Source organism: Pseudoalteromonas sp. SCSIO 43088, assembly GCF_023650795.1.
In the GTDB taxonomy this organism is placed as follows: domain Bacteria; phylum Pseudomonadota; class Gammaproteobacteria; order Enterobacterales; family Alteromonadaceae; genus Pseudoalteromonas; species Pseudoalteromonas shioyasakiensis.
Genome location: NZ_CP072675.1, coordinates 3,824,563 through 3,839,611, shown reverse-complemented (window position 1 = coordinate 3,839,611; position 15,049 = coordinate 3,824,563). Strand labels below are relative to the sequence as shown.

At 39.0% G+C, this 15,049-nt stretch carries 15 protein-coding genes and 1 pseudogene; 8 read left to right on the top strand and 8 right to left on the bottom strand.

What is annotated here, in order from left to right:
- Entirely contained in the window at positions 1-837 is an 837-nt protein-coding gene (locus J8Z28_RS17620) for a hypothetical protein (protein WP_250659693.1), read from the top strand.
- An 81-nt stretch (positions 838-918) separates the two neighbouring features.
- Here J8Z28_RS17620 and J8Z28_RS17615 read toward each other — a convergent pair.
- The 5 genes and pseudogenes from J8Z28_RS17615 to J8Z28_RS17600 form a co-directional block, all read right to left on the bottom strand.
- A pseudogene (locus J8Z28_RS17615) lies at positions 919-1,179 on the bottom strand (energy transducer TonB); the annotation flags it as partial.
- 741 nt (positions 1,180-1,920) lie between these two features.
- Positions 1,921-2,166 carry a hypothetical protein gene (locus J8Z28_RS17610; protein ID WP_250659692.1) on the bottom strand — a complete coding sequence of 82 codons (246 nt, stop codon included), beginning with the start codon at positions 2,164-2,166 and terminating at the stop codon, positions 1,921-1,923.
- Positions 2,167-2,355: 189 nt separating this feature from the next.
- Positions 2,356-2,610, bottom strand: coding sequence for a hypothetical protein (locus J8Z28_RS17605; protein ID WP_250659691.1), 255 nt, complete (start codon positions 2,608-2,610; stop codon positions 2,356-2,358).
- Positions 2,611-3,079: 469 nt separating this feature from the next.
- Complete coding sequence (locus tag J8Z28_RS21970) at positions 3,080-3,532, bottom strand: rolling circle replication-associated protein (RefSeq protein ID WP_502934613.1); 453 nt, start codon at positions 3,530-3,532, stop codon at positions 3,080-3,082.
- Between the two features lie 105 nt (positions 3,533-3,637).
- Complete coding sequence (locus tag J8Z28_RS17600) at positions 3,638-4,030, bottom strand: hypothetical protein (protein WP_250659690.1); 393 nt, start codon at positions 4,028-4,030, stop codon at positions 3,638-3,640.
- Positions 4,031-4,143: 113 nt separating this feature from the next.
- Between J8Z28_RS17600 and J8Z28_RS17595 the strand changes: the two genes are divergently transcribed.
- From J8Z28_RS17595 to J8Z28_RS17580, 4 genes are all read left to right on the top strand, one after another.
- A complete protein-coding gene (locus J8Z28_RS17595; protein WP_250659689.1) occupies positions 4,144-4,506 on the top strand; it encodes a hypothetical protein in 363 nt (120 codons plus the stop codon).
- 13 nt (positions 4,507-4,519) lie between these two features.
- Positions 4,520-6,190, top strand: coding sequence for a recombinase family protein (locus J8Z28_RS17590; RefSeq protein ID WP_250659688.1), 1,671 nt, complete (start codon positions 4,520-4,522; stop codon positions 6,188-6,190).
- A gap of 209 nt (positions 6,191-6,399) precedes the next feature.
- Entirely contained in the window at positions 6,400-7,986 is a 1,587-nt protein-coding gene (locus J8Z28_RS17585; RefSeq protein ID WP_062566380.1) for an N-acyl-D-amino-acid deacylase family protein, read from the top strand.
- Positions 7,987-8,099: 113 nt separating this feature from the next.
- A complete protein-coding gene (locus J8Z28_RS17580) occupies positions 8,100-9,275 on the top strand; it encodes an alpha/beta hydrolase (protein ID WP_062566379.1) in 1,176 nt (391 codons plus the stop codon).
- Between the two features lie 19 nt (positions 9,276-9,294).
- Here J8Z28_RS17580 and J8Z28_RS17575 read toward each other — a convergent pair whose 3' ends face one another.
- Positions 9,295-10,443, bottom strand: coding sequence for a serine hydrolase domain-containing protein (locus J8Z28_RS17575; protein ID WP_062566378.1), 1,149 nt, complete (start codon positions 10,441-10,443; stop codon positions 9,295-9,297).
- Between the two features lie 404 nt (positions 10,444-10,847).
- Between J8Z28_RS17575 and J8Z28_RS17570 the strand changes: the two genes are divergently transcribed.
- From J8Z28_RS17570 to J8Z28_RS17560, 3 genes are read left to right on the top strand one after another with little or no spacing between them, the layout of a single operon-like run.
- Complete coding sequence (locus J8Z28_RS17570) at positions 10,848-11,999, top strand: RNA ligase RtcB family protein (protein WP_062566377.1); 1,152 nt, start codon at positions 10,848-10,850, stop codon at positions 11,997-11,999.
- Positions 11,996-12,658 (top strand): peptide chain release factor H, encoded by a 663-nt coding sequence (prfH, locus tag J8Z28_RS17565; RefSeq protein ID WP_062566376.1) that lies wholly within the window; start codon positions 11,996-11,998, stop codon positions 12,656-12,658. The genes J8Z28_RS17570 and prfH overlap by 4 nt, the downstream gene beginning before the upstream one ends.
- Positions 12,633-12,953: a low molecular weight protein tyrosine phosphatase family protein gene (locus tag J8Z28_RS17560; protein WP_062566375.1), complete on the top strand. Its 321-nt coding sequence runs from the start codon at positions 12,633-12,635 to the stop codon at positions 12,951-12,953. Before prfH ends, J8Z28_RS17560 begins: the two co-directional genes overlap by 26 nt.
- Before the next feature lie 19 nt (positions 12,954-12,972).
- Here J8Z28_RS17560 and J8Z28_RS17555 read toward each other — a convergent pair whose 3' ends face one another.
- Both J8Z28_RS17555 and J8Z28_RS17550 read right to left on the bottom strand, forming a co-directional pair.
- Positions 12,973-13,788 (bottom strand): nucleotidyltransferase domain-containing protein, encoded by an 816-nt coding sequence (locus J8Z28_RS17555; protein WP_062566374.1) that lies wholly within the window; start codon positions 13,786-13,788, stop codon positions 12,973-12,975.
- Complete coding sequence (locus J8Z28_RS17550; protein ID WP_062566373.1) at positions 13,785-15,041, bottom strand: multifunctional CCA addition/repair protein; 1,257 nt, start codon at positions 15,039-15,041, stop codon at positions 13,785-13,787. Before J8Z28_RS17550 ends, J8Z28_RS17555 begins: the two co-directional genes overlap by 4 nt.
- Positions 15,042-15,049: the final 8 nt, after the last annotated feature.

Here is a 15,049-nt window from a genome sequence, read left to right as displayed (position 1 = left end):
ATGAATAATCAATATACTATAAACAAAAAGTTTAAAGTTAATAATCAATACTTGTGTGTCAGAAATGAAACCTTTTCGTTAAATGAAGTTAGTCTAACGTATAGTTTTATAGATTGGGAAAAAGGTATTATATCTAGTTCATGCGATATTTATTTTGATAAAAAATTATATGATCCTCAAATAAAAAAATTGAAGTGGTTTTTTTCAAATGATTTGTCAAAAGAATTCAAAGTTTATTTGTATGAATTATTCGAAAGAGAGTTAGAGGCTTCATTAGGGAAAGAGTTATCATTCATTGAGAAGGTTGATGAAATAAAGTCATTAAATGATGAGAAAGATAGTAAAAAAATTGATTATGTTTTAATGAAATCTAAAGTTGTAGGAGTTCATGAAACGGTATTTATTGGTAAGGAGTGGGTTGAGGGGAATAGTAACAGGTTGGGATTAGATCGTTATGAGAACAAATATGAATATTACTTTACCCCCCACTATCATGTAATTAATTTAGAACTTAAATCAAATAAGGCATCGGTCATTAATGATGAAAGTAGACAGCATTTAGATACTGAAGGATATGATTGGATACACCCATTGCCAATTGAAGATACGTTTAAGTTATTTGAAGAGTTGGATATCCATATTACAAAAGGTAACACGATTTATACTCGTCAACTAGAGCCAGTGAGGCTTATCAAACCCTCCAAAGAATATAATAAAGTAATAAATACACCATTTAAAAAACATAGGATTTTTTATCATTTTGAAGATGTTTTCATTCCATCTTTCAAAAAAAAATTTATAAATGATTGTATGTTTAACATTATAAATAGTAACTAATATGGCTTGATACTTCTGTGATTGCCGAATATATAATTTATATAAAACACAGACTAAATAAGCCATATGGCAATTAAATCATCAACTAGAAAGTTTAAAATCTAGTTTTACTTCCATATTTTTCTGCTTTACAGGTTTACCGTCCTGTATTTTGGATCTGAACTTCCACTTACGTAACGCTCGTTTGGCTTCACGATCGAAAACACGACTTGGCTCAGCTTCTATTACATTTACATCCTCAACCCCACCTACTTCGTTAATAGTAAATGTTAGACGAACCCAACCTTCTTTACCATCACGAGCAGCTTGTACTGGATATTTAGGTTCAATTCTAACAATTGGCTTAGGCTCATCGATTTTTTCATTAGTGTTATTTTCTGTATACTTTGAAAAATAAAGAGACCTATCAGTTTCTAGTCCATAATGAATAGCCTCGACCTCACCTCTTTTAGTATTGATTGAAAAATTATCAACAAAGCTATCACCAAATTCAGGACTTTCAAACTTTCTATCTGAAGACCAGTTTTGTGATTTTAATTTAATTTGTATAACTGCTATGAAGTCATTTCGGTATTCTTTGGCTTTTTCAATTGGAACTTTAATTTCTCTTAATTTTTCTTTAGGGCATGTATATTCTAGCTCATAGATATTTCCAATTTTTTCTTGCCAATCCCATGAAGCACCAAAGCCATTTGTTCCACTTCTAGCTCTGTAAGAAGTATCATCCTTTAATCTTATTTTGCCGCTATAACAGGAAAAAGAGTATGTTTGTGAGTCGGCATCATAAGTTAAGAATTTATCTACATAAAGGGTGATGTCTTTAAGATTATTTTGTTGTGTGAGTTTTCTTTGTTCATACTCAGAAGTCGTCTCGAATTGATCTTTAATCAGGGTGGTTGTTAAAGAATGATTATCAATGACTTCAAAATTTATATTCTCACTGGGTAACTCGAGAAGTTTGTTTTGCTCGGCATATAAACATGGCGAAGTAACTATTAGCAGGTAAAGAAAGTAATTTTTCATTTTAAAACTCCATTTTTATTAGTATTACAGTACATTTTATTTGTTGTCAAATTTACATAATTACTTATTCACACTCTTAATTCGTCTCAATAAAGTCTTATCACTGGTTCCTATAGCAATACCTAATCCATTTATATATGAGATTAACTTGTTCTGTTGAGCAATCATCTTATTTTGCTTGACAGGATCTTGTTCATTTTCAATCGATTTTGATAGGTTTCTAACTTTTAGTACTAATCCACTGACCGTCAATCTTACCCATACTGGATATTTTCCCTCTGATATAAATGTCTTAAACCTCATCATAGTCTATCCTCGGGTAGGATAATGATTGAGATACTGTTTTTCTTGATTAACTGGTTTATATGTTTCATTAATTCCTCTTTATCCTTTTGGGTATAAACATCCCATACTTCTAACTTGTTATCTTTGTGTCTACGTAAGTGAGTAATAACTTCGTCTTTACGAATCTTATTCATTTTCTTTGTAATCATATTATCCCCTTAGGTTTTTATATTCGTTAATGTCCATCCAAGTTTGTGTATTTGGATCTTTGATAAGGTTTCCCCATTGTTCAGGTTCATTTCGTTCAATTGGTTTCTGGTATGTCACTTTTACTGATTCTTTATTCGTAAACTCTTTCATGAACCTAATGAGTTCAGTAGTCATGTAAGTATGATTATTTCGACATATGGATTGGAATTGATTCTTGAGTTCGTCTGGTACACGAATATTCATTAGTACAGTCATAATGGTTCCTTATTGGAAGAATGATTCAAGATTAGAACTAGAATCTGGTTTAATTATTTGAATGGTTAAAGGTTTAAAATATTCATTTATTTCGTTTTTTGTCATTCTTAGGTCATAGGTAAGTAACTGGGATAGTTTATTAATATCCTTTTTCTTGATTGTCTTTTTACGTTCAAGTCCTTCTAGACAATTTCGTATAAATGGTTTCATTAATATGTTTGATTGAGATAGGTACTTTTTACAGTACTTAATTAGTATCAATCGTCTGTGTTCTCTGTCTGTCATTGATATGTCCTTACAGTTAGGTTCAGTTATATTTACTTGGATTGTGTATATGTATTCTTATTGGTCCGTATAGGGATTTAACTGGTTCGTACTGGGATTCAATACATTTCTATCGGACACACAAATAAATCGAGACCCTAATGGGAATCGATACTATTGAGAAGACATAATAAGGAGTATTTACTCAACGAATTATGTGAACGTTTTCCCAATCAACCACATCAGATTTTGAGTGGAATTTAGTAATGTAATGAACCCATCCAAAATCAATAAACTGGTCTAAATGTATTTGTCGATGTCCAAATTGAGTTTTCACCCATTCGGTTTCAATAAGGTGTGTGAAATCGTCTATACACCATTCTGAAGGTCGTTCGATGATCATATGGTAGTGATACCGTCCTTCCTTAGATTTTTCTATGACAGGAAAGATCTGAAGCTTTTTTCCATATCGTTTAAAAGCATTGCCGAAGATTTTCTTATTAATGACATTAGTGAAGTGTCTGAGATTCTGAGTACACCGTTCATTGTTAAGCATATACCCATCTAATCCTTGTTTGAGGGTTAGAGTGAGCCCAACAAAGTTATTGATGTCGATATGTGTTAAGTATTCACGAATGGCGCTTTGTACGTTTGTCACAGACGGTTCTCGGGTAAAGATATTATCTTTATTTATATAAACTCGAGACTTGAGGAGTGGACAAAGGTCCTCTCTAGTTATGTCCTAGAGAGGTTGGGGGGATGATTACTTTACGAATTTTGATCTAAGTTCTTTTGAGATAGATTTTAGTGTGTTATCAAGTTCCCCCTTAATGGTTGCTTTACGAATGAATTCAAGATTATCTTCAACCTCCTCTAACGTATCACAATGTATGGCATACATCCCTTTTGAGAGTTCTAGAGTGACCTTCCCATATTTGATAGGTAAGAAAATAATTCCGTCTTCGTTGACCCAAAACCATTGTCCTGATGTTTTTTCTCCTAAACGGTAATGCTCAAGTATTTGTGATTGACGATTTAACCCCTTAATCATTTTCTCTCTTCTTAAAAGAGCGGGATCTTGTTGTTTTGGTTTAATCACTGATACAAGTTTTAACTGATTAGATGACTTCATAATTTCTCCTGTTAAATAAGTCATCTTTACCGTCCTAGAAGCTGTTAAACGGGACAACAGTTGTTCATTCCTTTGTCCTAAAAGCAAAAGCGCATTATTGAGAAAATAGCGTTGTTCATTAATAAAGGAGAAAAGATATGAACCAAATCACAACACTATTAAATAAATTATTTCTAAACCCATCTCAGTCATACACAAAACCAAGATACGAAAAAGAATCGATGTTGGGATATATCGCCGAAAATATTAACGGATTTAATACCTATACATTTGAATGTATGGAGGTTTTACTACCCTTCCTTTTTGTTAAAGTTTCCATGAGAGATAACCATGAGTTTGAGCATTTATTAGCAAATCTTGATTATTGGATGGATGAGTACAAGTATATTCAAACTGAATACCAAGAAAATGAATACGATCTTGTTTTTGATAATTTGCTTCACTCTGTTTTAAATAAAATAAATGAGTTATCTGTTCGTTGTGATGAAGCCTATAAGTAGGGATAGTCTCATTATGAATAAAGATACTTTACATATATACACTCGTGTATCTTCACTCGTCCAGAGTGAGGACGGTACTTCTCTTGACACCCAGAAAGACGATGGTATAAAGAAGGCAAAGGAGCTTGGGTATGGTTATAAGGTGTGGAATGAAGGTGGTAAATCCAGTAGTCATGATGATCTTAAAAACCGTCCTGTTTTAACCGATTTACTAGCAGAGGTTGATGCTGGTAATGTAAAGTATCTTTATGTTTATAATACTGACCGTTTATCAAGAAACGAACTGACTTGGTCTATGATCCGTTGGAAAATTAAAACTAATAATGTGGTTTTGATTTCTAATTCTGGGGTCATGGACTTAACCAATCCTATGGATAACCTCATGATTGGAGTGTTATCTGCTATCAGTCAATACGATAATAATATTCGTACTGAGCGTTCTCGAAGAGGAAAATTGGAGAAGGTAAAGCAGGGATATTATCATGGTGGACCACCTCCTTTTGGCTATGAAATTAAAGATAAAAAGCTAGTCGTTAACAAGAAAGAAAGTAAGTTTGTTCAAATGATGTTTGAACTCTACGCTACTGGAACATCGGTAAAAGATATTCGTAAAAAACTCAGTGAACATAATGTCATGACCAGAAGAGGTAATCTACTCTGGTCACTTGGTTCGATAGAGAAGATTCTTAAAAATCGAATATATATTGGTTCATATACTTATCATGACAAATCAACAGAAACATCTGTTGAAGTATCATGTCCAGTTATCATAGACCAACAGCAGTGGAATTATGTAAATAAAAAACGTACCAAACGAGGTCAACGTAAACACCAAATTAATAGAACCACTCATTTCTATATGTTGAGAGATTTTATGGAATGTGGTCATTGTGGACAAATGATGTCTGGTCGAATTGGTAAAAATAACAATCATTACTATTGTCCACATAAAGAGCGAAAGTGGGTAAAGGAAGTACAATCCGATACAAAATGGAAGCGTGGGAATGGATGTACCATGATACGTTCACTTAATATAACTAAGACAGATGATGTTGTTTGGAATACAGTCATTAATATTGCGAAAGAATCAAAAACACTTAGAGAGTCATTTCGTTTGGAAGTGTTAGAACAGTTATATGCTAATCGTAAAAATCAAAAAACTGTTTTGAAAAGATTATCCAAGCAGAAAAAGAAACTGATGGTTGAATGTGACCAGATTGAAGAGACGTTAATAAACTTTCAGGTATCTCAACTTACAAAAAAAGTTGATTTAGGTAATCCTGAAAAAATTAAGAAGAAGTTAGAACAGCAGCTTTTTGAGTATAAAAGCCAACTTCAGGATATTATTGATAAAGAAAGTAACTTCGAGTCCGAAATAGGGTGGGTAGATTGGTTGGACCGGTATGAATCTGATATTGAATCCAAGCAAAATATTACGGATGAAGAAAAACGTGAATTCCTTAGTCAACTTATAGACAAGGTATTGGTGTTTTACGATAAAGATAAAAATGAACATTCATTACAAATAGAGTTTTCGGTTCCAATTGTGTCGGACCAACTTATTTACAACAATCCAGATAGACGTTCCGAAGGTTGGACAATCCAAGATGGTGAGCGTACACATAACATCGACAGACTTCCGATTTCAAAAGGTGGTCGACCTTCTAATTTAAACGTAGCATAAGAGGCTTTTATTATGAGTAACAATAACTTACGAGCAAATAAACCTCTTAAAAGGACCGTAAACCATGACGGTTGAGTAAGTTAAAGCATTAAGAGCCGGCTAATTAGCCGGCTTTTTTGTGCCTGTAATTTGCTTAATTACTGTTCGCTGATGCAATTTGTATTGCAATTGATTAGGATGGTTAAACACTCTGGCTAAGGATAATAACAATGAAAAGGCACAGTGTTTTAACCTCTATAGGATTGACTGTATTAGTGCTCAGCTCAGGGATTGCTTATGGGCAATCTTTTGATCTCATCATTAAAAACGCGATGTTGCTCGATGGTCGTGGTGGCAAAGCGGTTCGCGCAGATGTTGGTATTGAAAGCGGCAAGATCAATAAAATTGGTGATTTGGCGGCTGACAAAGCTCAACAAGTTATAGATGCCAAAGGTAAGGTTGTTGCCCCTGGCTTTATCGATTTACATTCCCATGCTGAGCGTTCAATTGCAGAGCTGCCTCGGCTTGATAATTTAGTGCAGCAGGGCATTACCACTATTTTGGGCGGTAACTGTGGTTTTTCTCCTGTCGACTTTAAGCAATTTTTTGCGCAAACCGAGCGTTCACCTCTAGGGCCTAACTTAGCCTTATTAATTGGCCATAATGATGTTCGTAAGGCTGTTATGGGTGAAGAGCAACGACTTGCCAGCGCTGATGAGCTAAAAGCAATGCAAGCACTGGTCGATAAAGCGATGCAGCAGGGGGCGTTTGGTTTATCGACTGGGCTTAAATATGTTCCAGGTGTGTACTCAAACTTTGCTGAGGTAAAGGTGCTTGCCGAAACCGCTCATGCTCAGCATGGATTTTTTGCCTCTCATATGCGGGATGAAGGCGCAGAGATTGTTACGGCGATGAATGAAGTGCTCGATGTTGCAAAAGAGACCGGTATTCCTGTGCATATCTCTCATCATAAGCTGATTGGTCATCCAAATTGGGGTGAGAGTAAGCACACTATTCAGATGATCCGCGATGCTCGTAAAGCGGGTTTAGATGTCACCCTCGATCAGTATCCTTACACGGCTTCTTCTACGCGATTTGCTATTTTATTTCCTGCATGGTCATTGGCTGGTGGCCAAGCTGAAGTTGCAAAGCGCCTACAAGATCCAGAGTTAAGGCAAAAAATAAAAAAAGGCTTGATCAAAAATATCCGTGAAGACAGAGGCGGTGGTGACCCCGCAAGGCTGCAAATAGCGCATTATGCGGCAAACCCTGCATGGGATGGGCTAACCTTTGCTGAAGTATTAAAACGTGAAGGGCGAGCGCAAAGTATCGACGAAGCCGCTGAACTTACCATGGAAATTCAAGCAAATGGCGGTGCTCAGGGGATCTTCCACGCTATTAATGAAGATGATGTTAAGTACATCATGGCTTACCCAATTACTGCAATCGCCACCGATGCGGGTGGTTCAGAACTTGGTAAGGGCAACCCCCATCCAAGAGGATACGGCACCTTCCCCAGAGTATTAGGTCATTATGTTCGTGAACAAGGGGTGATTTCGTTACCTGATGCAATACGTAAAATGACCAGTTTACCCGCAGCAAGAATGGGCCTAACTGACCGAGGAGTGATAGCACAAGGCTATGCTGCTGATATTGTTATACTCGACCCTGCGACGGTTGCTGATAAATCAACGTTTAGCGCACCACATCAGTACGCAGAAGGAATTCAATACGTCATTATTAATGGCCAAGTCATTAAATCACCGGATGGCATGACGGGTAAAAGCGCCGGGCAAATATTGCGACATACGCTTTAGTTAAAATAATGACTTATATGTACTTTTTTACGAAAAAAGTACATAAGTTATCTTTGTTTGTACCTGCAATTCTGTTAGCTTAAAAAATTACCAATATTTCTTAAGGATAAGTCGTGCGACTATTTAAGTTACTCTGTATTAGTGGTTTTTTACTCTGTACTAGTCATGTAATGGCTCAACCCGCTGCAGATGATGCGGTTACACATTACAACCAACATACGCATACTATCGAATCAAGTAATCTTAGTGAGCAACGCACTGTCGTTGTGCAATTGCCAAAAAGCTATCAAACACATCCAAACAAAAGGTATCCCGTTATTTACCGTTTAGATGGGGCCGGTAATTTACCATTGATTAATGCTGTGCTTGAACGCTTACAAGAAAATGATCAAGCGCCAGAGGTGATTGTAGTTGCAATTGAAAGCACTAATCGACTTAGAGATTTTTATCCTACAGTGAACAAAGAACCTCAAGGGCCTGTTGGTGAAGGCGGTGGTGCTGCAAAGTTTTTAGCTTTCTTAGAGCAAGAACTGATGCCTTTGGTTAATAAACAGTATCGTACTCATGATTATAGAGTTATCGCAGGAGCCTCTGCTGCGGGTGTATTTGCTCTTTACGCAATGCAGGCTGATCCTGAGTTATTTCAAGCGCACATTGCTTATAGCCCTGCGGTATGGTGGAACTATGGCGCCCCTGCTAAGAGTCTAAATACCTTTGTTACTAAAGCCAAAAGTATTAACAGCTATGTATATATGAATATCGGCGAAGAAGCCGGCATTATGCGCGAAAGATACGATGATATGCAGCAAACGATGCAAAATAGTAAGGTGCAAAATCTGCGCTTTAAGAGCGACGCCTTTGCAGGCGTTTCGCATAACCTAACCTCAGCTGCTGGGGCATTTAATGCGTACCATGGCTTATTTTTATCTAAATATATGCCTTTGAGTGCACTAGGCGATGATGTTTCATCAATTGATGTTTATTATCAACGTTTATCTCAGCAATGGGGCGAGCAAATAGCGCCACCAGACCGCGCTGTTAGGTTGCTGGGTTACAGCTTAACGGATAACCAGCAATTTGAGCGGGCTATTGAGGTGTTTAAGTACAATATCAAAAACTACCCAAAATCAGCGTATGCACTGTCAGCTTTGTCATATGGCTATGAAATGCAAGGTAATACTCGCCAAGCATTAGTTCAAATTGAGGCTGCAATAGCTGTTGCCGATGACTCGTATCCCTACCCTGATTACTTAAAAGAGACAAAAACGAGGTTACAAGGGCAGCTATAGTTAAGCTGCCTTAAACAAATCAATGGTCTTGGTGATAATAGCTTAGGGTTTGTAGGGCAAGCGCAAATACATCTGCGCTGTTATCACCATTAACGTTTTTAACCACAGTCACCGCGCGTTGATGATCAACACACATAATGGTCATGGTAATGCCACCCATACTACCGCCAGAATGCATCACTGCGTGTGGCATGTCGGCCATCAAGGCTTGTAGTTCAGTATCATGTTGGTATTTTTCTCTTTGTTGATAGTTTTTGAAACCTGTCATCCAACCAATACCAAAATCGACCTGTTCACCATTATTGAGTGTGGCTGGGGTAAACATTTCATCCACTGTGGCTGCTTTTAGATAATTGCCCTGCGTGTGAGCTACTGCAAACTTGACGATATCACTTGGTGTTGCAATAAACCCACCGCCTGCCCATTTATAGCTGTGATCGGTCTGCGGTGAGTTAATTAAACGGCCCTGATCAACGCTATAAGGTCTTGCTCGATGTGGGATCAGGGTAAACTGCTCATCAAAATATGTGTCGTTTAACTTGAGTGGCGCGAAGACTTCTTGTTCGATAATTTGTCGAAAGTTGCGTTTCTGATCAGCGCCTTCCATCGCAGCGCTAACTAATGTCCAAGCAAATGTTGAATACTGCTGTTTGGTGCCCGGCTCAAACAGTAGGGGATCATTTTTAAACATGGCTAAAGCGCTATCAATATCGCCATACCATTTGTTGAGTAAAAATTCATTGGCGCCTTTTTTGTAATGGCGGATCCCTGCGGTATGTGACGCGAGCTGGCGCAGTGTTAAAGCTGCGTGTTTTTCTGGCCAGTTAGTTACATAGTCGGTTACAGGTTTGTCTAAGTTAATCAATCCCTTGTCGTAAAGGCGCATCATAGCAGCTGTGGCAATAAGCTTAGAGACACTGCCAATGCGAACCTTATGCTCGGGACTCATTAAAACTTGGTTTTCGATATCGGCAAAACCATAACCCTTTGCCGCGATTATTCCTGATTTATCGGCCACCGCGACAGTAATGCCCGGTACTGTTTTCGCACTCACCGCCGATTGAAAGGCGGCATCAATCGCTTTTGGTAGTTCAGCTGCGCTAGTGACATGGGCAGCAATCAACAGTGGTAAGCTGATGAGTGAGCGAGCTATACGGTGTTTGAGCATGGCGGCATCCTTTTTGAGTAACTTTGCAGTCACTCTTGTTATTATTTTTAAGGCATTTTTAGATTGCTCAAATTTTCTCTAGATGACAACCCATAGTCGCTTAATTGCACATTTTTCACGTTGTGATGAACATTTAAAAAGGGCGTAAATAACAACGATTGATTATTTTTTAGTTGCTTTCACTTTTTAAGCTGTTTACAATCGCCGCGATTTTAACCATTCACACACTGTAGAGGAGTAAACAATATGACTTATACAACTTGTTCCTTTGCAGGTCGTTTTCTTGCCTAGCTCGAAGCTATTTCTTTATTAGCTTTTCAAAGCTAAGCCTGATCAATTAATCAAAGACCTGCCAAATCATTTTTCGTTAGCATTTTTCTATTGCAGAGAAAGGAATTGGTATTATGGGCAAGTCCGTCCAAAAACTTACTGATAACGTTAGCCTTATTGCGTCTAAAGAGTCGTGGATTGAAGGGCTAGCAATACAACAATTAATTAAAACTTCTGAATTACCTGGTATGTACGCTGTAGCGGGTATGCCCGATTTACACCCAGGTCGAGGTTACCCCATTGGGGCAGCCTTTTTTACAGAAGGTAGAATTTACCCCGCTTTAGTGGGGAATGATATTGGCTGCGGTATGTCGCTTTGGCAAACCAATACTAAGTTAGCCAAGTTAAATGTAGATAAGCTCGCAAAACGCTTAAGCGATGTTGAACTGCCGCTAGATGAAAGTTGGCACACATTGATTAGCGAGCGAAAACATGAACTAGCTATCACACAAACTGGTTTTGATAGCGCCCTTGGCACCATAGGTGGTGGCAATCATTTCGCTGAATTTCAGGCGATTGAAGAGGTGTTTGATCAACAAGCCTTGCTTGCTTTAGGCCTACAATCTAAACAATTGCAGCTATTGGTGCATTCTGGCTCTAGAGGGTTAGGACAAGCTATTTTAGTTAAGCATATTGCAGAGCATAACCATGATGGCCTTGAGGTAGAAAGTGGTGCCTTTACAGATTATATGGCCAAACATGACGAAGCACTGCGTTGGGCTCAGTTAAACCGAGAACTGATCGCACGGCGTTTTTTACAAGCTATTCGCGCTGGTGGCGAAGAGGTTTTAGATGTAAATCATAACCTTGTAAGTCAATCACAGATTGCAGGACAAGCAGGCTGGTTACATCGAAAAGGCGCTACACCTAGCGATCAAGGGGCTGTGATGATCCCTGGCTCTCGCGGTGATTACAGTTACTTAGTTAAGCCAACGGCTGAGCAAAACGTAAACTTACGCTCCCTTGCACATGGCGCTGGTCGCAAATGGAAGCGTGGAGAATGCCAAGGCCGTTTGAGTCACAAGTTTAAAAAGGAAGATTTATATCGCACTGCGTTTGGTAGCAGGGTGATCTGTAATGATAAAACGCTGCTTTATGATGAAGCACCACAAGCTTACAAAGACTGCCAAACAGTTATTGATGACCTTGTTGATGCTGGGCTGGTTACTGTAATTGCCAAATTAAAGCCTGTGCTTACCTTTAAAACACAAGGAACGTGCGGATGATCTTAGTGCAATTATCGTCAGGGGCGGGTCCTTTAGAGTGCTGTAAAGCGGTGGCAATGGCTGTTAAGCGCCTTGAGTGTGATGCTAAAGCGTTAGCTATTAAGGTGAATACTCTTGCAGTAGAGCAAGCTGAGCTTTCAGGCTGCTACAAATCGTTATTGCTTGAATTAACCGGTGCTGAGCCGCAAATTTTAAAACAGTTTGCGCAGCAATGGCATGGCTCGATGTTGTGGGTTTGTCAAAGCCCATTCAGAGCAAGGCATAAGCGTAAAAACTGGTACTTTGGCGGTCAACTATTTGAAATAGCAGAGCAAACTTTTGATAGCGAGATCCGCTTTCAGCAATGCCGTGCAAGTGGCGCGGGAGGCCAACATGTAAACACCACTGATTCGGCTGTTCGTGCTACCCATGTTGCGACAGGAATTACTGTTCGCGTAGAGAGTGAAAGAAGTCAGCATGCGAATAAGCGTTTAGCCCGAGCTTTGCTAATGCAAAAACTGGCAGAGCAAGCTCAGCAGGCTGCAAGCCAGCAGCAAAAGTCGCGGTGGCAACAACACAATGAGCTGCAACGGGGTAATCCGATTCGTACGTTTAAGGGCCCTGAGTTTAGCCAGACTCACAAAGGAAAAGGACATGGAAAACTTACTGTTTATATGTAGCCGTAACCAGTGGCGTAGCCCAACGGCTGAAAAGGTATACAACCAATACAATGGCATTAAAGCCCGCTCTGCAGGCACAAGCCCACGAGCAAGGCACACGGTAACAACTGCTGATATTAATTGGGCAGATATAATTTTTGTGATGGAACATAAGCATAAACAACGCATTAAAGCGCGGTTTAGCCGTTTATTACAATACAAGCCGATTCAGGTACTCGATATACCCGATGAGTACCAATATATGGATGAGGCACTCATTGAAACTTTAGTTGATGTCGTAAATCAATACTTGTAGAAAAACAGATACAGTGAGCTTAGGATTCACTGTATCTTGCTAATGTTTCTTTAAACAACTGATTTAAAGCATCAAAATCGACGACTTTCTTCTTTACGTTAGCTGTGTAGTTTTCATGCCGTGTTAACTCTGCTTCGATAAACTCATTAATTACAGGCACAGCTGGCGCGTATTCTTTTTCTAAGCTTACCCTTTTTCGGGCGAGCAAATCTGAAATCGCAGCATCCAATGCAAGGTTCTCTTTGACAAGCTCCCTTAGTTTATCAAACTCAATCGGAGCTGGTTCATCGTATTTTTCGAGCCACATAATCGCCAGTAGTGGTCGTAATACGTAAAAGTATTTTTTCAGCGGAACGCGCTCTTTTTTCAGATACTCTCTAAAGTTACCTTTTGCCATATGCAGGTAATGATAAATGCCTTTATGAGATGACACTATCTGTGGCATTAGCCGCTTTGCATGTGCAGCAAAAAAGCCATCATCAACATACACTATGGGGGATTGTAACCACTCAATAAACGCGGGATTTGATTTGCTGAATAGTTTGAGTGCTTTACGAATATCCCAACCATTTATATCGATTTCATCGACGATTGGGTATTCAATTACATCTCTTTGCTCTTCAACATCAATTGCTACATACCAATCTTTAGCATGCGCATAGATAAAGCGCACATCATAATCACTGTTAGGACTTGCAAATCCCCATGCTCGGCTACCCGACTCAATAGCAAATAACACTTTAACGTTATGTTCTGCTTCTGCCGTTTTTATGCGTCGCATTATTTCAGCTCTTACACTGTCATCGATTGCTGAGTGTGCTGTTGTGTTATTCATTTTGTTTCCTTACTACTTTGCTCTGTGAGGTAATCTCGTAGTTGCTTTATTTCTGCTTCGCGAACTTCTTTTCCGATGGCTATGCCGCTTTTACCTTGCTGTATTGCTTGTTGCACAAGTGCTTTTTTATTTAGTTTGTTTAGTTGTTTTACTAAATCCAGTGCAAGTGTTCGTTGCGCATAAGGCCGATGTATAAAGCTTGGTCCCCGTCCTTGCGCATCACACTGACACGCATCCAAAAACTGCAAAAACCGCGCAGGCTTATTTTGCGCATTTAGCTTGTCGACAAGTAATTTATGTAATGTTTTTGGTGTTAGCTTTGCGATTTTGTGACAACGCGTATGATTGTCACTGGTTAATGCTGCCAGCTCATAAAACCGTTTAGGCACTTTTAAACGCTGACAAAACGCCTTGATAACTGTCACGCCGCGTTGTTCATGGCCATGTAAATTACCGTTTAGCTCAAAGCTCGTCGCCTTGCCAAAATCATGCGTTAATGCGGCAAAGCGAGTTTCTACATCAAAATTTAGCTGAGCCGCTCTTTGCAAAACTAACAGTGTGTGGGTGTAAACATCGCCCTCAGGGTGGTGTTCTTTTGGTTGGGGAACACCACTCATTGCATCTATTTCTGGAAACACACCTAAACCATACAACGTCTTGAAGTAAAGCTCAGGGTGAGGCTCAGCAAGTGCTTTTTCGGTTTCTTTCCAAACCCGTTCTGGCGTTAAATAAGCTAATTCACCTTGTTGGTGTATTTGCATCATTAATGCCTTGGTTTCCGGGTGTATACTAAAGCTTTCACCAAAACGAGCTAAAAATCGAGCTACTCTCAAAACACGTAATGGATCTTCAGCAAATGCGGCTGATGTATGTCTAAGTACTTTGTTATTTAAATCTTGTTGGCCGTTAAATGGGTCTATAAGCTCGCCATCGGCACTCATCGCCATTGCATTGATAGTTAAGTCTCGTCGCGCAAGGTCGTCTTCTAAAGTTACGCTGGTACTGGCATTCACCGTGAACCCTTTGTAGCCACGACCTTGCTTTCGTTCAGTGCGAGCGAGGGCATATTCTTGCTTGGTGGTTGGATGTAAAAATACTGGAAAATCTCTACCAACAGTTTCAAAGCCTAGGGCTAACATGGTTTCTGGTGTTTCACCCACAACAACAAAGTCTTGATCAGCTGCCGCTCTGTTTAGCAATTTGTCGCGAACTGCACCACCGACTAAATAAACATGTTTTAATGTGTTTTCCATTGCCGATC